The following is a 20,935-nucleotide window of genomic DNA, read 5'->3' as shown; positions in this document are numbered from 1 at the left end:
AAAAATTATTTTCTTGAACATCACAAACAGAAATAATACATAAAATATTAAGAAAGTAGAAATGTCTTTTATGAACTATTTCAAATGGCAAAGCCTATAGCAATATGGAAAAGGGTAAAGGAATGAGGATGTTAACTTGAACTTTCATAATCGTAAAGATAATGGTGCCCATTAGTACAATCATTCTCATCTGTTACTCGTAATAGCAACATACTGATTTATAAAAATAATTCATTGTTTTGCATGTTGAGTAAGAGTCTCAAAGATCGTAGGATTCTTTACATTTCAAATCTGTTCCATGTTGAATCAATCAAAATCTCTTGCTTTGCACATCACAAAGGGAGAAGCCTGCGTGAATAAAAACGGTACAAGAAAAGAGTAAAAATGCCTCTTATAAAGAGTCTCGAGTGCCAAAAATTTGTCGCAGCACCCATGAGCTTGCAAGTGTGTGATGGTGCTGACTTGTTCCTTCATAAGCGTAAAGATGTAGGTGCTTAAACAACACTTTACAAAACAGTATTCAATATGCCAGTGGGCAACCTGTGTTTATTTTTTTTAATAAGAGATCATCTCCTCAGTACAAATTTTCCCTTATTATCCACTCTATTGTCAGCATTCCCAGTAACTTTAGCCACTATCTCTTTTAAAGGGAAATCGTTTTGTTGGTTTAAGACCAAAGCCTTTAAAATTTTTTTATTCCTTTAATATAACCTTTTGAAGGTTATAGGATAAAGCGGATATGCAACATTATAGAGTGAAAATGATGTATTTATAAATGCTCAAAGCATTAAAAATTTCTTGCGCGATATTTTACATTTGGAGCGGAATAGAATAACATATTAATTAATAATGATAATTTATATTTTTTCTCTTCAAATAAGAGAAGTAAATATCGTAGGTTTCTCTCATTTCAAATCTTTTCAATATGAAATCACACAAAAATATTCGCTTGCGCGTCATAAGTGGTGGTATCATATGCATAGAAAGAAGCCATAATCCTTCTATGAACTTTTTCAAGCGTCTAAGGGACAGTTGCAATATGGGAATGCCAATTAGAGTAATGATATCAGCTTATATCTTATATAAATGAAATAGTTTTGCACAGACCATTTATGGGAGGATTTTACATTATACGAGACACTGTCACATGGAAGAGTATGACACATATTGAAAGAAGAAGACCCTTTTTATAAAAAAGATTAAGGGGCTTTTGAATTAAGAGCGCTTCAATCTTGCATAAAACAACAAGAAAATATAGAAGCACTTCATGGCCAAAAAACAACTTTCCTCTTTTGATAAACATCTCATTATTCGCCTTTTGCGAGAAAATTTTCATAAACATGCGCGTTGGTACAGTGCAGCTATTATCTCAATGATCATTATTTCCTGCACAACTGCAACCAGTGCATGGATTATGCGTGATGTTGTTAATTATATTGTTGATGCGCAAAATTTTGCTATGATCGTTTTGATTTCTAGCTTCATTGCCTTTATCTTTATTCTTAAAGGGATTGCAACTTTTGCCCAAACTTACTTTTTAAGCAAAGCAGGCAACAGTATCATTGCTGAACAACAGCGCAAAATTTATGCGCGCCTTATGGAACAAGGTGTCTCTTTTTATCATAATAACACGTCATCTGATCTGCTTGTTCGCGTAACCCATAATGCGACAGCTGTGCGTAATATCATTGATACTATTATCACAACTTTTGTGCGTGATTTGCTTTCCGTTAGCGGTTTGTTGCTTGTCATGTTCATTCAAAACTTTGTGTTAATCTCCATTACTTTAATCGTAGGACCACTGGCTTTTTTCGGTGTTCGAATGGCTTTAAAACGCGTTCGTCGCCTTATGGAAAAAGAACTTCTTTCACTTGGTGAAATTATCAAAATCGTACAGGAAACGGCTGTTGGCATTCGAGTTATTAAGGCTTTTTCACTAGAAGAAGTCATGAAAAAAAGGATGGACAAAGCCATTTGTGATGTTGAAAAACAAACAAACAGTATTGCAACACTTGAAGCGATTACCAATCCGATTATGGAAACACTCACAGGTGTCGCCATTGCTGGTATTATCTGTTTTTCTGGATACCTTGCAACCCAACGCGCAGGTGTTCAAGGTGAGTTTATGTCCTTTATTGTTGCTTTACTTTTAGCTTATGAACCCGCAAAAAGACTAGCAAATGTCCGTGTCAAAATTGAATCTGGCTTAGTCAATATCCGCACGATGTTTGAAATACTTGATCGTCCCATTACTGTTACAGAACATAAAGAAGCTAAAGATCTGAATAAAACGCAAGGAGCTATTCGTTTCGAACATGTTTCTTTTGCATATACTGATAACAAAATGGTATTAAAAGACATCAATCTAGAAATAGAAGCCGGAAAAATGACCGCATTAGTAGGACCATCCGGTTCAGGAAAGTCAACACTTATCAATCTTATTATGCGCCTCTATGACCCCACAAAAGGACGCATATTGATTAATGATCAAGATATCCGCTACGCAACATTTCGTTCTCTGAGAAACCTGATGGCCTATGTAGGGCAAGATACTTTTCTCTTTCAAGGGACCGTTAAATATAATATTGGGCTTGGAAAAGAAGGCGCTCGTGATGACGAAATTATCGCAGCAGCAAAAGCAGCAAATGCTCATGACTTTATTATAAATTTGCCAAATGGTTATGATACACAAATAGACGATAATGGCTGTAATCTTTCAGGGGGACAAAAACAACGACTCGCTATTGCTAGAGCAATGATTCACGATAGTGAAATTCTCATTCTTGATGAAGCAACAAGTGCGCTCGATTCACACACCGAAGCACAAATTAATGAAGCCATTCATCATCTTACCAAAGGGCGTACAACAATCATTATTGCTCACCGTCTTTCAACGATTGCTCGCGCTCATAAAATTGTGGTCATACAAAATGGACAACTGATTGAACAAGGAACTCAGAAAGAATTGCTCGCAAAAGAACATGGATTTTATAAAAAACTTCATAATATCCAGTTCAAAAAACACACGCCCTAATTTCTAGGTATTTAAAGAATATTTAAAGTAAAAAATGAATAGAAGCTAACGCTCGATTTGTGAAAAAGTATTATTTCAATTAGGAATTGGCAAAAATTTATGGTTTATCGAAAATAAACTTATTGGATTTAGATGAAAGCCTTTTCTTTTATTTTGTTGAATGTCATTGAGTTTTAATCACGCAATGAGAACAATCACCTTCTTCTCTCTTTAAGAAAGTGATAAAATATTCTTCAATTTTACCAATCCTAAAAAGAGGATACCATCAAGTTCTGAAAAAACTTCCACGAAGGATAAGGAATCTAGATTGATACTACCTTTATCCATATTTATCTTTATGCTAAAAACTTTTTCTCTTTACACCTTAAAAGTACAAAGATTCCTACTCAATCTAATTTGTAAATAATCCAGATTTTTATCGAATTCATTCTACTCTATAATGATTTATGTGATTCACGTATACAAGGCTTAACGAATAAAACCGCCCCTAAATATCCATCCATATACTTTCAAAATACTTGGTCAAAGGCTACATGCCTTACTATCACTACCCCTAAAATGATAGTTTTCTATGGATAACAAGATAAGCTATCAATTATGCTGCAAATTATAGGCATACTCAGCGTAAAAGAAAAAGATTAAAAAAATAAGAAATGATTTATTCTAAAACTTTTGACTATCGTAGATTACTTTAAATGTGTTTGAAAATAAAATCGATATTTTATAAATTCTACACTTGCCTCATGCTTTTATTTATCGCGTTCTTTAATGAGCGCACGCCCTTCATGTGAAACAGAATGGCATTCTGTTGCAAATTCACTGGCTTGTTTTAAAGAGACGTCTCTCAATATTCTTCCAAACTCATTTCGCGACAATATCCGTGAATTGTATAACAATGAATCCATTGAGCACCTCCATCTTTACGCTTATGAAGGAGCAAGCCAGTACACCATTCACACTATTTTGTCAGCTCGTAGGTGTTACGACAGCCCTTAGTTCTTGAGATGATTCATAAGAGGCATTTTGAGGCATTTCTTAATCGCTTTTACTACGCAAACTTCTTCACTTGTAATATACAAGCAAATGGTTTTGATTGCTTTAATATGAGAGAGATTTTCAATGAGAGTAGCTTACGGCATGCAAAATTTTAATTCAAGGTAAATAAAGATAAATTAACTTTATAAATCAATATGTTGTATACAATACACTCTTTAGTCAACAGCATAAAATGGGATTAAGAATAAGGTTTAAGTATTTTTCTAGTCTAAGCTTCCTTACCGGCCCGAGAAATGAGAGACAAAAAATAAAGAATTTGTTTTTTTAAACTTTAATCTTTAGTAGTCTCTTTCATAAAAGAGACCAATACTCGAGTTTTTTTCATTTCCTATAGAACCTTTAGCTTTAAGGTGACGCGAAATATCCAAATTAATTGTCCCTTTCGTTGTTCCATCAGATCCTGCTTCAAAGCCTAAATAAATGTTATTGTGTATGTAGCGTCCAATGCGTAAACCTGTATTACCCTTTTCATTAACGATAACATCAAGATCATCAAGTCCAATTTTAGTTCGTAAAGTGTTCAACAAAGATGTGTTAGAACCACCCGCAAGATCAGCGGCTGCTGCCGCAAGTTGAGCAATCTGAAATGGTGATAGTTCATTAAGAGAGCGCTTAAAAATCAAACGTGCCAAAATCTCATCCTGTGGCAAATTTGGTTGTGAAGAAAAATTAATATCAAGATTATCAATTGTTCCACTTACGGTTACAGTTACGCGAATATCACCACTGTTATTGTTGGTTACAAAATAAACCGTAGGATTAAGATTACCGCTAAAACTCGCTTGTCCTTGATCAAAATTAAGACGTTGTGAAAGAATATCAAAACGTCCACGAATCATTCTAAATTCACCCACTGGATGCACATCATTTAATGCGCCCGCTAAATTAATGCTCCCTCCCAGTTCAGCATCTAATCCTTTTCCCCGTACAAAAAATTGATTGCGTGCTGTAATACGCATATTTGATAACACAACAGATGATGATTCCTCTGTGACACTAGGGCTTTTATTCGTGCTCTTAACATCAGCACGTTCAAGTGTTGTTTGAATTGGCTTTGTTAAATTCTTATTTTTGACATCAAGAAACTTAGCATTGTGAAAATGATCAGGAACCAGAATTTCAGCCTTTTCAACGATGATATCTCCACCAATAACAAGATCACTTAGAAAATGACCTTTCATTGTCATATCACCTGACAATGTCGCAAGAATCATAGAACCATCATTATAATTGGCATTATCAAGATGAAAGATCAAATCTGTCTCTAGATCATTAGAAATACGACCTGAAGCAGAAATTCTTCCTCCCTCAGACGAAGAAGCTGAAGCTTTCTCTATAAGAATATGATCGCCATTTAATTTGCCTTCAAGCGTTATATTATTCAATCCTACGTGGGTTTTTGAATCCAAAAAGCTACCATCGGCTATAGAAATATTTCCAATAAATTGTGGCTTTGATAACGCACCATTAAGAACTGTATCAACTCTTGCTGTACCCGTTATATATGCACCACGCTTAGCTAATAAGAGATTAACAAAATCAAGAGGCATTATTCCTTTAACGTTTAATTTTGCCTCTGAACCATTAAAAGAAACAGGCCCATGAATGGAAAGAGCTAATCCTTTATCTCCAGTTGCTATCATATTTTCAATATGCAATGTCGATTTTTTATAAGAACCACGAGTATTTATATTGATTGACATCGGTCCTTTATGCGTCATAGTGGTTAAGCTTTGACTAGAAAGCTCAAAATAAGCCGATGGATCCTTCTTTGTCCCACTAATATTAATTTTGCCTATCACCATCCCATCAAGCGCCTGTCCTGCAATAAAGCTATTCGCCAAACGTGCTGATAAATTTTGCAAATTAATATGAAGATCAAGTTTGTCTTTTTCTAAAGATACCAGCCCTTGAGCTTGTGCTTGTACTCCTTCTCCTGTTAAACTTGCATTCACAGTAAGATTCTGATCTATAGTTTTCCCCGTAGCAGAAAGTGAAAAAGGCATAATTTTTTTATCTTGAAGAGCAACGGTTGTCAGTTCCTCACCTTTTATATCATAGGTTATATTAGGTTTTTTAAAATGACCACGAATCATAACCTTTCCTGTTACACTCCCTGCTGCTCCAAGATCGTATTTCCACAGATTGGCTAAAGTAGCAGGGAGAGAATCTACGGTAAGTTGCAAATTCAGGGTATCTTGAATATTCCCCGCAAGGGTAATTTTACCGCCATTTATTGTAATTCCTAATTCATTGATTGTCATTCCATCTTTATCAAAAACAATTATCGATGGTTTTGGCAATGTTGCATGAAAATGGTGCTGTTTTAAGTCTACGGTTTCAATTTGCACTTCTCGTTTTATACCTTTTGGAAGTTCTACACTCATTACACGACCAGAAAGCTGAGCATTAAGAGCATCATGCAACATCGCTTGGACAGTAAAAACCGTTTGTTCATTATTTCTATTGGCGCGAGCATTTAAACGATTGACCCTTATCAAAGGAGTTTGGATATGCTCTGCATTGATAACACCTTCAAACTGTGCCGTACCAAAAGGATCGAATATGTCGGTATCTATTGCTAGTTTTTTTATTTTATTCTTGGCAAAATTCAAATGATTAACATGCGCCTTTACATGAGCTTTTTGTCTACCATTTTGTTCATCAAAAATAAAATCTCCTTTTACTTTTCCACTACCATCCTGTAAAAATAACGCTGAAAGCACTGAAATATCATCGGCATCAATATGCAGCGCTCCTTTCAAAAAACCTCCAAGTTGTTGAGAAAGATCACCCGTTATTTTTGCACTTCCCCCTTTAATATTAATATTCTCAAGTTTTCGAATTTTATGAGAATCCTTAAAAGAAGCAGATAAATGTAGAGGTTTATGAGCAAAAACGCCTTCACCTTTTACACCCCCCGTTAAAGAAGTAACAGGTGTTGTATTATCTATAAGTGCCTTTATGTTAAGTGTTGTATTTTGAAGTTCCTTCCCCATAACAAACGCTTCAGCAATATGAGCAGTTGTATTGAGCTTTATATGGCTATTGCGCCCTCTTGCTGTTCCTTGAATTGTAAGAGCACCGCTTATCTTCGGATCTAATTTGGCAAGATCAGATATTTGAGCAGATAAATCCATTTTAGCGCTTTCATCCGAAAAATAACCATTAGCCTGTATGTTTGTATATTGATTTTTCAAATTCAAATGACGTAGAACAAAGCCCATCGTATTGTGGGCAACACCACCTGAAAGAGTGATATTTCCTTTGAATAAACGATCAAAAGGCTGCATGCCTATTTTCATATTGTCAGCCATTCCTGATAATTTCAGATCAAAAATGCCACTCAATAAACCAATCGTTCCTTTGGCTTTAATATCTGCTCTACCAGAGAGAGGTTGTTTACTGAATACTTCTAAAGGAGCTAGTGTTTGGGCTTTTAACCCAAGATCGCCTTTAAAAATAAAATTCTCCATTGTCCCCTTTAACCAAGAAGAAAAACCCTTAGCCGTAACACTAAGATCATGAATAAAAATTGGTTTATTCGAAACAATATCCGTATCTAAATACATATGAACGGCTTGGCTTAAATCTTCTACGCCCCCTCCCTTAATCTTTTTAACCCCTTGAAGCGTTCCATTAACCTGAACACCAACATGACGAGAAGCCGCATTGTCGAGATTTTCGCTTACGCCCCCCATATCAAAAACCGCATCGCGAATATAAATATTATTATTGCTAAAATGATTGACAACCAGCCGCCCATTCCAAGATTGTTGTCCTTCGCGACCATAGTCAATGTTCAAAGCAAGAGTCTTTGCAGGTTTTGACACCTCTGATATGGGCGAATGAACAAACTCCTTTTCGTTATCAAGAGCCATTTTACCATCAACAAAAAGCCGCCGCAAAAAACCATCGGCGGTTATTTCAGCATTGGCGATAATATTCATTGCTTTGCCCTGAAGAACCATCTGATCAAGGTGGGTTACCCCCTCTCTTGTCCTTCTTGCCTCTGCTTTTAATATTATATCAGATGCGAAGAGATGACGATATTGAGAAGGTATTAAAGGATCCAATCTACCCTCTAATTTCGTAGAAAAACTGTGTCCTTCTGAAACACTTGCAAGAATAACATGACCATCTAAAATAGAATGATGATCGGATTCTAAAGAAAGTTTGATAACCAAATCATCAAAAGTACCATCACCTTTAATCGCGAGATTTAATGCTGGGCGTTTTTCGATGTTAAAAACATTGGCCAAAATACCATTTGGCGGTTCATCGGCAGAGATATCAATTTGAGCTGTACGATTGTTCTTTGATATCTTGGTAAAAATAGAAAAAGACCCTGGTGTATCTAAACGATGCGCCACCATATCAACATCAAAATGACCACTCGCCAAAGTGAAATTACCCTCTAAGGACATATCAGCAGAAAAACCAAAAAGATTCTGCTCAAACGTCACATGTTGCGCTGTAAGTGCATTGATTGAAAGAGCAAGCGGCAATTTTGGTAAAGAAAACCTACCTATCTCAAAAGAAGAATTGCCTTGTGGTTTGCGCAAAAACGTAACCTGTTCTGCCGAAAGCTGATTAATATCCATCCGCCCTTTTAGCAAGGCTAGACGATTCCAATCCATTTTGGCATTGGTAATTTTAAGCCAAATTCCCTTTTTATCACTGATAGTAATAGCATCAATTGATGTTTGAGAAGATAGCGCTCCTTGCATATTGTGTAAGCGAACTTGACGATTAGGCGCTGAAAGCTTGCTTTCAATTAAAGAAACAAACCATGAACGATCGTCTGCTATCTCTTCGCTAGAAGGAAGACGGTCTTCTCTTTGTGCAAGAACAAAACCACCGACCAAAAAAAACACAAATCCAAAGAAGAAAGCTGATAAACGTACACTTTTTTTCATTAAAATGCTTGTCCTATACCCACATAAAAACCCATGCGAGGATCACCCTGCTCTCTTTTTAAAGGAAAGGCTAAATCAACGCGTACAGGACCAACACCTGTCATATAGCGACCTCCTATACCGGCTCCCCATTTAATTTTTTGAGAAAAATCAAAATTCGCTTTTTCCCCTACGAGACCTCCATCAAGAAAACCGACAAATCCTATTTTATCATTTAAAGAAACACGCAATTCTGCCGATCCCTCAATAAGTGCTCGTCCGCCAACAATCGCATTATTTTCTGTTTTGATACCAATATTACGATAAGCATAACCACGAACAGAGCCCCCACCACCAGCAAAAAAGAGCGTATCTGCAGGAACTTGTGCTGCATTATTTCCAAGAATTGTACCAAGCTTTGCCCGCGCAGCAAAAACAAAACGATCCCCTTCATCCAACGCCCAATAAGAACGGCCTTCTGCCGTTACTTTTGTAACAAAATTGCTAAAACGCATCTCATAAAAGGGCTCAATGAAAACTTCACCATATAAACCTTTTGTTGCATTAAACTTATTATTACGACTATCATAAATCAAACCAGTAGGAAAACCAATTGTTGTAAAATTACGGCTTCCAAAATAGATATCACGTGAGTAACCATTTGAAACTTCTATAGCAGCCTGTCCCGATAGATTACTATTGAAAATATGCGTAATACCTAATTTCCCTTTGATAGCTTTTGTTGTGTAATTTTCCAGAACATCTTGCTGTATTTTTAATTCTGACCTGAGATCTGTATCAGGTGTGAGTACACCCGGCTTTATAAACGTACCACCGAAAAGATAATCAAAATTTTTAAAATTGTATGATTGTTTTTTATTGCTGCCAACACCACTCATTTTTGTTTCGATTTTAAGAACTTCTGCATGACCAAAAAGATTGTTATGCATCCAATAAGCTTCAAAACCAGCACCATCTAATGTTGAATAACTACCCCCTACACCAAAACGACGCGGTTTACGTTCTTGTACAATAAGCATAAGTGGTAAACTGCCATCTGGGTTAATGGTATCAGCCTCACGGATATTGATCGCACGAAAAACACCAAGGCGTGCAAGACGTTCATTTGCCTTCGCTAACGCATCGGAATCGTATTTCTGGCCGGGTTTTAATCCGGTCATCCATGCGATATAAGCTGAATCGACACGTGGTTTTTTACTTATATTACGGACACTTAAAGGACCATAATGAGCCTTTGGTCCAGGATCAACAACAATCCTTCCTTCAATATGCAACGCAGCATGATCAGCCACGATATCACTTTTTATAATTTTAGCTTTTGCATAACCTTGTTTACGCCATCCTTCTACCGCCCATTTTTCTGCTTTCAAAATGGTTTCAGATTTGGCAATAGCACCAACTTTATAGCCCAATTCTTCAATTGTGGGCATTTTATGCGCTTTACGCTTTTCAGGAAGCGCTACTTTATCAATATCTGCAATACTAAAAACATATTGTGGGCCAGCATTAATCGTAATAACAATATTGGATTGTGCTGGTAGTTGCGTTACTGGACTTAAATCAGCCGCTTCTAAGCCATTAATTTTAATACTAATAACACCACCATAGCGCCCATCTGCATAAAGAGCAGAAAGAATAGCACGATAATCTGAGCGTGCTTTGGCTAATAAACCAGAAGAACTCGCAGAAGCTTTCTCTTTATCTGAAAAAAGAGAAGAAACAGATTTAACTATTTTTATGCCTTCCGATGGCGCTCCTGGTGGGGTGATAATATCAACTTTATAAAATCTCTCTGTACTTTTAACAGAATGTGAAGAAGAATTTATTTTCTTTTGAGCAAAAAGAGGGAGGCCGAAAAAATCAAATGCAGCAAGTGGCTGAGGAAAAGCAAACGCGAAACACAAGCCTATAAATACACAGCGCACAGTTTCTGATTTTAACAAAATTCTCGTCTGATATACCATAAATCAGATACCTTTAATACACTTTGCATCTAATATACTTTAAATAATATAAAATAATAAAGGTAAATATAACTACTTTGCATACTTTACACGTTTTATCACATCAAATAATACTCTACGAGACATAATGCCCCCTCCCTTCATATCTTCACAAAACTCTGCTCTATCGTGTCATACAAACACCCTCATTTCCTTCTCTTAACATATTCATTGAGCTTATTATAAATGTTTTATTGCGCTCCATATTATCATGGTTAAATTTGTACAAATAATTTTCAGAACGCTACAAAAATCCGCGTACGTATATAGATCTATCCATGAAAAAAACCATAGAGATGCTTCTTGATTTTTATGCGTAGATATGATTGTCTCTCCCAAATCTAAAGGGGGAGATAAATGATCGCACGTATCACAACCGTTGCTTTTCGCGGTCTAGAAGCAGTTCCTGTCGATGTACAGGTTATGATTTCATCCGGTAAAATAGGAATGGCTATTGTTGGGTTAGCCGATAAGGCCGTTGCAGAAAGTCGTGAACGTGTACAAGCAGCTCTCCATGCTTGTGGGCTTTCTATGCCAACCAAACGAATTACGATTAATCTTGCACCAGCTGATTTGCCTAAAGAGGGATCACATTATGATTTGCCAATTGCCGTAGGCTTAATGCTTGCTATGGGAATCCTCCCTCCAGAAGTAGCGCAAGACTATGTCATTTTAGGTGAATTGTCACTGGATGGTTCACTGACTGCTGTCAATGGCGTTTTACCAGCGGCCATGACAGCTGTATCACTCGATAAAGGACTGATTTGTCCCTTTCAATGTGGACCTGAAGCAGCATGGGCAAATGCAGAAATAAATATTCTTGCTCCAGAGACTCTTCTCACTATCGTTAATCATTTTAAAGGGACACAAATTCAAAAACGTCCACAACCGCGCCAATATACTATCGAAACTGAACTTCCAGATCTTTGTGAAATCAAAGGACAAAAAACAGCCAAACGTGCCTTAGAAGTTTGTGCTGCTGGACGCCATAACCTTTTGTTTGTTGGTCCTCCTGGTGCTGGAAAATCTATGTTGGCGCAACGCTTACCTTCTATTTTACCCCCTCTTAATAGTCGTGAGCTTTTAGATGTCTGTCTGATTGCATCTATTACAGGAGAAACGATTCATAATACCATTTCACTTCATTGCCCCTTTCGTTCCCCACATCATTCTGCTTCTATGGCAGCAATGATTGGTGGGGGACTTAAAGGACGTCCAGGAGAAATCTCTCTTGCTCATAATGGCGTGTTATTTCTTGATGAGTTGCCTGAATTTTCTCCGCAAGTTCTTGATTCTCTTCGTCAACCTTTAGAAAGTGGAGAAGCGGTTATCGCTAGAGCTAATCACCATATCAGCTATCCTGCTCGCTTCCAACTTATTGCCGCAATGAATCCTTGCCGATGTGGTATGGCAGGTGAAAAAGGCCATGTTTGTGCTAAAGGTATACGCTGTCAAATCGATTATCAATCCCGTATCTCTGGTCCGCTTCTTGATCGAATTGATTTACGGATTGATGTTCCTGCTTTGACAGCAATGGACCTTATGCAACCAGAGCAATCAGAAAAAAGCTGTGATGTTGCAAAACGCGTCGCACGTTGCCGTACCATTCAAGCCAAACGTTTTGCAGCACTAGGGTTGGATCATATCCGAACCAATGGCGATTGCCCTGCCAAAATTGTAGAACAAATTGCTATTCCTGATAAAAATGCTGCCATACTCTTACGAAATGTGAGTGAAAAAATGCATCTTTCTGCACGTGCTTATCATCGTATCCTCAAAGTTGCGCGTACGATTGCTGACCTTGATGAATCCGATAATCTTTCACGTCATCATCTCGCAGAAGCCATCTCCTATCGAATCGGTACGGAAAGATTAACAGCTCTTCACTAAAAAACTGCTCATCAGTAAAAACTTATTGGAAAATAACGCAAATAAAGCTCTGTGAGTTTACCATCCTCTTCTAGAGATTTTAGGGCATAATTGAGGATATCAATCAATTTTTCGTTCTTTTTTGCAACAGCAAGCTGCATTCCTTGTCCCAATAACTGGGGTGCCATATATGCCCCCCCAACAAAATGGTAGAAATCAATAGATTTTTGATTTTTGAACCATAATGATAAAGCAAACCCATCATCAAAAATAAGGTCAATTTTATGCTCCTGTAAGGCTTTATAGAGCTCTTCCCTCTTTTTAAATCCTCGCCATTTTGCTTTAGGAAAATAATCATGAAAGAGCTTTTCGTGAATAGTTTTAGACAAAACACCACTGGTTAAATGAACCAATTGGTTGCTTATTGGCTCATCAAGGTTTAACTGTCGAGAAGCAACAAATCGCGCTGGAAAGCGCAAATATGACTTTGTAAAAACAAGATCTTGTTGGGTTTGACTTGTTTCTTTTAAACCTGCAATAATGACTTCTGCACCACCATTTTTGACATGTTCGACAAGCTCTTTCCAAGGAACCACTTCGACTTCACAAAACTCCTCTAATTTTAATTTTGAGCAAATAGCACGCAATAAATCGATATTATAACCTGTAAGATGCCCCGTTTGATCAAGAAAATTAAAAGGAGGAAAATCAAAAGTTGTTACAAAACGTAAACGAGTGATATTCTTGGTATCAGGTTGTACAAAATGTTCATGCGAATCAAAAAAAGAAGGCAACCTTCCAGCTATTTCAGCTTCTGCGTAAGAGAAAAATAAAAATCCCCCTGCTATAAATAAAATGCGAATAAAAAGAGTGTATAAATTATGGAGTAAAAAATACCGTAAATGCCATTGAAGATGTTTTACATGTATAGGTTTTCTTATTTTCACACTTTCTCCTCCATTTTTCCCCATTTTTCAAAGATAAGATAAAACTCTGTTTAATTATTATCTAACGCACTTCACCAAAATATCTTCCATTTCATAAATAAAATTCTTTCTCTTTTTTTAATTGTTAACATTTTCATATATTTTTTTACTACATTAAAAATTCTTAAACTTTTGATCTCAAATTTTCCCAAATAAATGTATAAAAAGTAATTTGGAAGAAATGAACCTTATCGCCTTTACAAGGTATTTGACGTTATATTCTTCAAACTCAGCTTCTCTCGATAAATTACACTTTTAAATTCTTCTGTCTTCCCATTCATGCGATTCACTTAACGAAAGGCTATACAGATAAATTTTACGCTGAATATTCATCACGCACTGTAAAAATACTTAAATATATCAAAGAGATATTCACTTATCTTATATGACCGCTCTAAATGACGCCATTTTACTGTATAATAGTGTAATATCGTTTCATCATTCTCTCCATTATATATCGACAGATATTGAATCTAGCGCCGATATACAGTAAATGTTTAATATGGTTATTCCATAAATAACTGAGCGGAACATTGAGCTTTAAAAAAGCAGATAAAATATTGTAAATTAAACACAGAAATGGACTAACTTATGAGTGATGAAATAGCCTCACCCACACAAAGCACCTCACCAACACAAGGCAATGACTATGGCGCTGCCTCTATTAAAGTTCTTAAAGGTCTTGATGCTGTACGCAAACGTCCGGGTATGTATATCGGTGATACGGATGATGGATCGGGGTTACATCATATGGTCTATGAAGTTGTAGACAATGCTATCGATGAAGCTCTAGCCGGTCATGCAACTCTTGTAAACGTCACACTCCATGCTGATGGTTCTTGTTCTGTTCGTGATAATGGACGTGGAATTCCAACTGATATCCATCCAACAGAAGGTATTTCTGCTGCTGAAGTTATCATGACACAACTTCATGCCGGCGGAAAATTTGATCAAAACTCTTATAAAGTTTCAGGTGGATTACACGGTGTTGGTGTCTCTGTGGTAAATGCATTGTCCGTTTGGCTTAAATTGCAAATCAAACGTAATGGTAAAATTCATGAAATGTCTTTTACCCATGGAGTGGCTGATGCTCCATTAAAAGTTGTTGGCGATTGTGATCAAGAAAGTGGAACAGAAATTAGATTTTTACCAAGCTCTGAAACCTTTACTATGGTTGAGTTTGATTTTGAAACTTTAGAGCGTCGTTTACGGGAATTGGCCTTTCTCAATTCTGGGGTTTATATTCTTCTTGTTGACGAGCGCCACGCTGACATTAAATCTGTTGAATTACATTATGAAGGCGGATTGATAGAGTTTGTCAAATATATTGATCAATCAAAAAAAGCGCTCCTAGACACTCCTATTTACATTGCAAGCGAAAAAGATGGTATGAGCGTTGATGTTGCCCTATGGTGGAATGATTCCTATCATGAAAAGGTCTTGTGTTTTACCAATAATATTCCTCAGCGGGATGGTGGAACGCATTTAATCGGTTTTAGAAGTGCTCTTACACGCCAAATTAATGGTTATGCTGAATCTTCCGGGATTGCAAAAAAAGAAAAAGTAAATTTAACCGGTGATGATTGCCGTGAAGGATTAACAGCTATTCTTTCTGTCAAAGTTCCTGATCCTAAGTTTTCTTCACAAACAAAGGACAAATTAGTTTCTTCTGAAGTGCGCCCTATTGTTGAAAATTTGATCAATGAAGGTCTTTCAATATGGCTGGAAGAACATCCCAATGAAGCAAAGCTTCTCATTAGTAAAGTGGTGGAAGCTGCAGCAGCACGTGAAGCAGCACGCAAAGCACGTGAGCTCACAAGGCGAAAAGGAGCGCTTGACATCACTTCTCTGCCAGGAAAACTTGCCGATTGCCAAGAGCGTGATCCTGCAAAATCAGAAATCTTTATTGTCGAGGGAGATTCGGCGGGTGGTTCAGCAAAAAGTGGACGTTCACGTCAAAATCAAGCAATTTTACCTCTCCGCGGTAAAATCCTCAATGTTGAACGAGCCCGCTTCGACCGTATGCTCTCATCTGATATGATCGGAACACTTATTACCGCTCTTGGAACATCTATTGGTAAAGATGAATTTTCACCCGATAAATTACGATATCATAAGATTATTATCATGACAGATGCGGACGTTGATGGAGCCCATATCCGCACTCTGCTGCTCACTTTCTTTTTTAGACAAATGCCCGAGTTGATTGAACGGGGACATCTTTACATTGCTCAACCTCCTCTTTATAAAGTATCGCGTGGAAAATCTTCTCAATATATTAAAAATGAAGCAGCCTTTGAAGAATTCTTGATCGATACGGGACTAGAAGAAACAACACTTGAGCTTTCGACGGGAGAAGTTCGTGCAGGAGCTGATTTATATCAACTCGCTAAAGATGCCCGTATCTTCCGTCAACTTTTAAATGGCCTTCATACCCGTTATGATCGCAATGTTGTTGAGCAAGCAGCCATTATTGGGGCTTTTAACCCTGAATCCTTTGCAACACAAGAAAAAGCACAAAAAATAGCAGATGCTGTCGCGCAACGTCTTAATCTGATTGCCGATGATATGGAACAAGGTTGGTGTGGACAATATACAGAAGATGGAGATTTATGTTTTGAACGTGTTTTACGTGGTGTTAAAGATGTTATCACGCTTGATGCAGGACTTATAAACTCAACAGATGCACGTCAAATTGATCGCATTTCCCAAAATTTTAACGACCTATGTCATCCTCCTCTTCTTTTACGCCGCAAAGATAAAACAGAGCGTATTTTTGGACCTATGAGCCTCTTAGAGAGCATTTTTACAAGCGGTAAAAAGGGTATTACGCTTCAACGCTATAAAGGTCTTGGAGAAATGAATGCTGAACAGCTTTGGGAAACAACGCTTGATCCCAATGCGCGTTCTCTTTTACAAGTAAAAATTAATGATGCAACCGATGCAGATTCACTCTTTTCTCGTCTCATGGGTGATGAAGTTGAGCCTAGACGTATTTTTATTCAAGATAATGCCTTAAACGTTGCTAATCTTGATATCTAAAGGTACTCTTCTGTTTTTGGCTGTATAAATGTCGTGGTTTTATACATTGTTTTTTCGTATTTGAACATTCCCTTTCTTTTCATTTACGATAAAAGAAAAATAAGGAAGGTCATGCATATGGCAGCTGAAACAGAACGCGTCGGAGCTAAGGGAGGTATGGAACACTCCTTTGGTTTCACAAGAGTTGATGAAACACAAAAACAATCCATGGTTGATGGAGTATTTCACTCTGTCGCTGAAAATTATGATAAGATGAATGATATCTTATCGTTAGGACTACATCGTTTTTGGAAAAACTCTATGGTTGCATGGCTTTCTCCCCCAGCACTTTCCAATTGGAGAGTTCTTGATGTGGCTGGTGGTACTGGTGATATCGCTTTTCGCATCCTTAATGCTTCACGCCAAAAAGCCCATGCTACGGTTCTTGATATTAATGGCTCTATGCTCAGCGTTGGCAAACAACGCGCACAAAAAAATGGTCTTGCTCCCCTGATTGATTTTGTTGAAGCCAATGCAGAACATTTGCCTTTTGAAGATCAAAGCTTTGATGCCTATACTATTGCTTTTGGAATTCGCAACGTTCCTCATATTGATCAAGCTCTTAGAGAAGCTTTTCGTGTTTTAAAGCCCGGTGGGCGTTTCTTATGTCTAGAATTTTCAAATGTAGAGATGCCTTGGCTCGATAAAATTTATGATCTTTGGTCTTTCCATGCTATCCCTAAGCTGGGTCAATTTATTGCAAATGATGGCGATGCTTATCGTTATTTGGTTGAGTCTATTCGCAAATTTCCTAAACAAGATGATTTTGCCCATATGATCAAGCAAGTGGCATTTTCGCGTGTATCGTACCGCAATCTCACCGGTGCGATTGCAGCACTGCATTCAGGTTGGAAAATTTAAAAATGGTGCAAATTTCTCCTTACTTTCAATTGATACGCGCAGGATGGGTTTTAACGCGTGAAGGTGTTTTAAGTGCCCTTCCTCATGATGAGCTTCAAGGTTTTCCAGCATTATGTCATCGTATAGCGCGTGCATTAGCACGACGCAAAACGAAAAAGAAACGGCGGTCTGAAAATATTTCGTATGCCATCAATAAGCTCGGACCCTCTTACATAAAACTTGGTCAATTTCTTGCCACAAGACCTGATATTGTCGGACGGAATCTTGCAGACGATTTGTCACAACTCCAAGATCGTGTTGAAACATTTTCTTGCACCGCCGCTATTGCTCAAATCGAAAATTCTCTTGGTCGCTCTATTGATGATTTATTCGTCAATTTTTATCCCCCCATTGCCGCTGCTTCTATTGCTCAGGTTCATCCTGCTGAATATATTGATGAAACTGGTCATAAGAAAAAATGTGCCGTAAAAGTCATTCGTCCTAATATTAGAGCACGTTTTTCTAAAGATCTTAGAAGTTTTTATCTCATTGCGCATTTACAAGAGCGTTATATCCCTGCTTCCCGAAGGCTACGTCCTGTTCGTGTGGTAGATACTTTAGCACAAACAACACGCCTTGAAATGGATTTACGCTTAGAAGCAGCCGCTATATCTGAAATGACTGAAAATATTCAACAGGATACAGGTTTTCGGGTTCCGCGTATTGATTGGGAACGGACAGGGCGGAATGTTCTCACCATGGAATGGATTGATGGTATAAGGATATCCGAAATTTCCAAGCTCAAAGAAGCAGGTTTTGATTTACAGGCGCTTGCCATTACGCTTATTCAATCTTTTCTACGCCACACATTGCGTGATGGTTTTTTTCATGCCGATATGCATCCTGGTAATTTATTTGTAGACTCAGATGGATGTATTGTTGCTGTTGATCTAGGCATTACAGGAAGACTTGGCAAAAAAGAAAAGCATTTCCTTGCTGAAATTCTTTATGGCTTTATTACGCGCGATTACTATCGGGTAGCCCGGGCTCACTTTGAAGCAGGCTATGTCCCTTCACACCATAATATTGAAAGCTTTGCACAAGCCAATCGCGCGATTGGTGAACCAATTCACGGACAATCAGCACAAAGCATTTCCATGGCTAAATTGCTCACATTGTTGTTTGAAGTCACTGAATTATTTGACATGCAAACGCGACCCGAACTTCTATTACTGCAAAAAACAATGGTTGTCGTGGAGGGTGTTGCTCGCACATTAGACCCCAGTTTTAATATGTGGAAAGCTTCTGAACCCGTTGTCAGAGAATGGATTAGTAAAAATTTAGGCCCCATAGGTGTTGCAAAAGACTTTAGTGAAGGAGCACAAGCTCTCCTATCGTTGGCTCGCAAAACTCCACAATTGATACAAAATTTCCAACGTATAGAAGAAGACCTTAACAAAATCAGAGAAACGGGATTTAGTCTTTCTCTCTCCACCCTTAAGCAGCTTGCTGTTGAACAAAGTCGTAGAAACCGTTATGGACGTTATAGTCTGTTCATCATTGCATTTTGCTGCGTTTGTCTTACTTTTTACTTTTTTCATCTTTTTTAATCTGTTCAATATGCTAAAAATACCAATAATGAAATCATTGCAATCATTTTGTTTCTTGGAGGTATTTTATGGCCAGTATTACTATTCGTAACCTCTCTCCTAAAACCAAAGAAGCTTTGCGCGTACGCGCTGCACAAAATGGCATTTCCATGGAAGAAGAAGCGCGCCGTCTTTTAAGTAATCCTACCGCTTTCACCACGCACCCCTCTCATGTAAGCGCCGTTGAAATGCAATCACTGAAATCAAAATCACTCCTTCTTATTATTGGTGGAAGTATTGCGGCCTATAAAACGCTTGATCTCATTCGTCGTTTAAAAGAACGTGGAGCACACTTAAATGTCATAATGACAAAAGCTGCGCAAAAATTTATTACGCCTTTAACCGCTGAAGCTTTAAGCGGTCGTACTGTATATACTGATTTATTTTCACGTGAAGAAGAACATGATATCGGGCATATCCGACTCGCTCGTGATGCTGACCTTATTATTTTAGCCCCCGCTACAGCCAATCGCATTGCAAAAATAGCCCATGGTATAGGAGATGATCTCGCCGATTGCGTCCTTTTAGCAGCACGCTGCCCATTCTTAATTGCGCCTGCTATGAATCCAGCTATGTGGGCGCATCCAGCCACTGTTCGCAATGTTGCGCAATTGCGCGCAGATGGCGTCCATATTATTGGACCAGAAATAGGAAAAATGGCTGAACGTGACGAGACAGGCTATGGGCGCATGAGTGAACCCTTAACCATCGTCGCTGCCATAGAGGCTCTGTTGAATGTACGTGAAAAACCTCTCTCTGGCCGCCATTTCATCGTTACCTCTGGCCCTACCCACGAACCCATTGATCCAGTGCGTTATCTTGCTAATCGGTCTTCGGGTAAACAAGGTCATGCTATTGCGACCGCTCTTGCGCATTTGGGGGCAAAAGTAACACTTATTTGTGGACCTGTTAATCTTGTAGACCCACAAGAAGTAAAAACTATTCATGTTAAAACAGCACAACAGATGTTACAAGCCGTTCAAGAATCATTGCCTGCTGATGGGGCCATTTTTGTTGCCGCAGTTTGTGACTGGCGCAGTCAAACGCAATCTTTACACAAAATTAAAAAGGATGGTCATAAAACACCACTATCTTTGCATATGGTAGAAAATCCTGATATTTTAGAAACGATTGGACATGCTCCAAATCGCCCCTCATTGGTCATTGGTTTTGCTGCTGAAACATGTGATATCATTGCCAATGCGCAAAAAAAATGTGTTGAAAAAGGAGCTGATTTCATTCTTGCTAATGATATTTCTCTTCAACAAGATGGTACAACCGTCATGGGTGCTGATACAAATCAAGTTTATCTCGTAAGTAAAGAAAAAGTTGAACAATGGCCCCCTATGCGTAAACAACGCGTAGCGCAAAAATTAGCAAACATGATCGTATCACTTTTTATCCCCCAAACGCCTACGCCTCATGAGAAAAAAACACCTCATTTCAAATAATAACTCTTCAAAAGCCTTATTAAAACATCTCATAAAATAAGAACTGA

9 protein-coding genes and 1 pseudogene are annotated in these 20,935 nt (G+C 37.9%); 6 read left to right on the top strand and 4 right to left on the bottom strand.

Annotated features, from left to right (window positions below):
• Positions 1-1,267 precede the first annotated feature (1,267 nt).
• Positions 1,268-3,034: an ABC transporter ATP-binding protein gene (locus PVV65_RS00430; protein ID WP_273788803.1), complete on the top strand. Its 1,767-nt coding sequence runs from the start codon at positions 1,268-1,270 to the stop codon at positions 3,032-3,034.
• 752 nt (positions 3,035-3,786) lie between these two features.
• Here the strand turns inward: PVV65_RS00430 and PVV65_RS00425 are convergent.
• The 3 genes and pseudogenes from PVV65_RS00425 to PVV65_RS00415 form a co-directional block, all read right to left on the bottom strand.
• A pseudogene (locus PVV65_RS00425) lies at positions 3,787-3,974 on the bottom strand (integrase); the annotation flags it as partial.
• Between the two features lie 394 nt (positions 3,975-4,368).
• Positions 4,369-9,009, bottom strand: a complete 4,641-nt coding sequence (locus PVV65_RS00420; protein ID WP_273788802.1) for a translocation/assembly module TamB domain-containing protein — start codon at positions 9,007-9,009, stop codon at positions 4,369-4,371.
• The gene (locus PVV65_RS00415; protein ID WP_273788801.1) at positions 9,009-10,973 is read right to left on the bottom strand and encodes an autotransporter assembly complex family protein; all 1,965 of its coding nucleotides are present in this window, start codon (positions 10,971-10,973) and stop codon (positions 9,009-9,011) included. Before PVV65_RS00415 ends, PVV65_RS00420 begins: the two co-directional genes overlap by 1 nt.
• A gap of 396 nt (positions 10,974-11,369) precedes the next feature.
• Here PVV65_RS00415 and PVV65_RS00410 point away from each other — a divergent pair, with 396 nt between their 5' ends.
• Positions 11,370-12,902, top strand: coding sequence for a YifB family Mg chelatase-like AAA ATPase (locus PVV65_RS00410; RefSeq protein ID WP_273753922.1), 1,533 nt, complete (start codon positions 11,370-11,372; stop codon positions 12,900-12,902).
• Between the two features lie 11 nt (positions 12,903-12,913).
• Here the strand turns inward: PVV65_RS00410 and PVV65_RS00405 are convergent, their stop codons facing one another.
• Positions 12,914-13,828: a transporter substrate-binding domain-containing protein gene (locus tag PVV65_RS00405; RefSeq protein WP_273788800.1), complete on the bottom strand. Its 915-nt coding sequence runs from the start codon at positions 13,826-13,828 to the stop codon at positions 12,914-12,916.
• Positions 13,829-14,458: 630 nt separating this feature from the next.
• On the opposite strand from PVV65_RS00405, the gene gyrB reads away from it, so the two are divergent.
• From gyrB to coaBC, 4 genes are all read left to right on the top strand, one after another.
• Positions 14,459-16,909, top strand: coding sequence for a DNA topoisomerase (ATP-hydrolyzing) subunit B (gene gyrB, locus PVV65_RS00400; protein ID WP_273788799.1), 2,451 nt, complete (start codon positions 14,459-14,461; stop codon positions 16,907-16,909).
• 117 nt (positions 16,910-17,026) lie between these two features.
• A complete protein-coding gene (gene ubiE / locus PVV65_RS00395) occupies positions 17,027-17,809 on the top strand; it encodes a bifunctional demethylmenaquinone methyltransferase/2-methoxy-6-polyprenyl-1,4-benzoquinol methylase UbiE (protein ID WP_273788798.1) in 783 nt (260 codons plus the stop codon).
• Positions 17,810-17,811: 2 nt separating this feature from the next.
• On the top strand, positions 17,812-19,398 hold the full coding sequence (ubiB, locus tag PVV65_RS00390; RefSeq protein ID WP_273788797.1) for a 2-polyprenylphenol 6-hydroxylase: 1,587 nt from the start codon (positions 17,812-17,814) through the stop codon (positions 19,396-19,398).
• Positions 19,399-19,466: 68 nt separating this feature from the next.
• Positions 19,467-20,888: a bifunctional phosphopantothenoylcysteine decarboxylase/phosphopantothenate--cysteine ligase CoaBC gene (gene coaBC, locus PVV65_RS00385; protein ID WP_273788796.1), complete on the top strand. Its 1,422-nt coding sequence runs from the start codon at positions 19,467-19,469 to the stop codon at positions 20,886-20,888.
• Positions 20,889-20,935 lie beyond the last annotated feature (47 nt).

Source organism: Bartonella sp. ML70XJBT, from assembly GCF_028618425.1.
Classification (GTDB): Bacteria; Pseudomonadota; Alphaproteobacteria; order Rhizobiales; family Rhizobiaceae; genus Bartonella.
This window is presented reverse-complemented; position numbering and strand designations above follow the sequence as displayed.

Excerpts from the sequence above, each read along its gene's own strand:
- PVV65_RS00420 (WP_273788802.1), bottom strand. The coding sequence starts at position 9,009 with ATGAAAAAAAGTGTACGTTTATCAGCTTTCTTCTTTGGATTTGTGTTT.
- gyrB (WP_273788799.1), top strand. The coding sequence starts at position 14,459 with ATGAGTGATGAAATAGCCTCACCCACACAAAGCACCTCACCAACACAA.
- PVV65_RS00430 (WP_273788803.1), top strand. The coding sequence starts at position 1,268 with ATGGCCAAAAAACAACTTTCCTCTTTTGATAAACATCTCATTATTCGC.
- ubiE (WP_273788798.1), top strand. The coding sequence starts at position 17,027 with ATGGCAGCTGAAACAGAACGCGTCGGAGCTAAGGGAGGTATGGAACAC.
- PVV65_RS00415 (WP_273788801.1), bottom strand. The coding sequence starts at position 10,973 with ATGGTATATCAGACGAGAATTTTGTTAAAATCAGAAACTGTGCGCTGT.
- coaBC (WP_273788796.1), top strand. The coding sequence starts at position 19,467 with ATGGCCAGTATTACTATTCGTAACCTCTCTCCTAAAACCAAAGAAGCT.
- PVV65_RS00410 (WP_273753922.1), top strand. The coding sequence starts at position 11,370 with ATGATCGCACGTATCACAACCGTTGCTTTTCGCGGTCTAGAAGCAGTT.
- ubiB (WP_273788797.1), top strand. The coding sequence starts at position 17,812 with ATGGTGCAAATTTCTCCTTACTTTCAATTGATACGCGCAGGATGGGTT.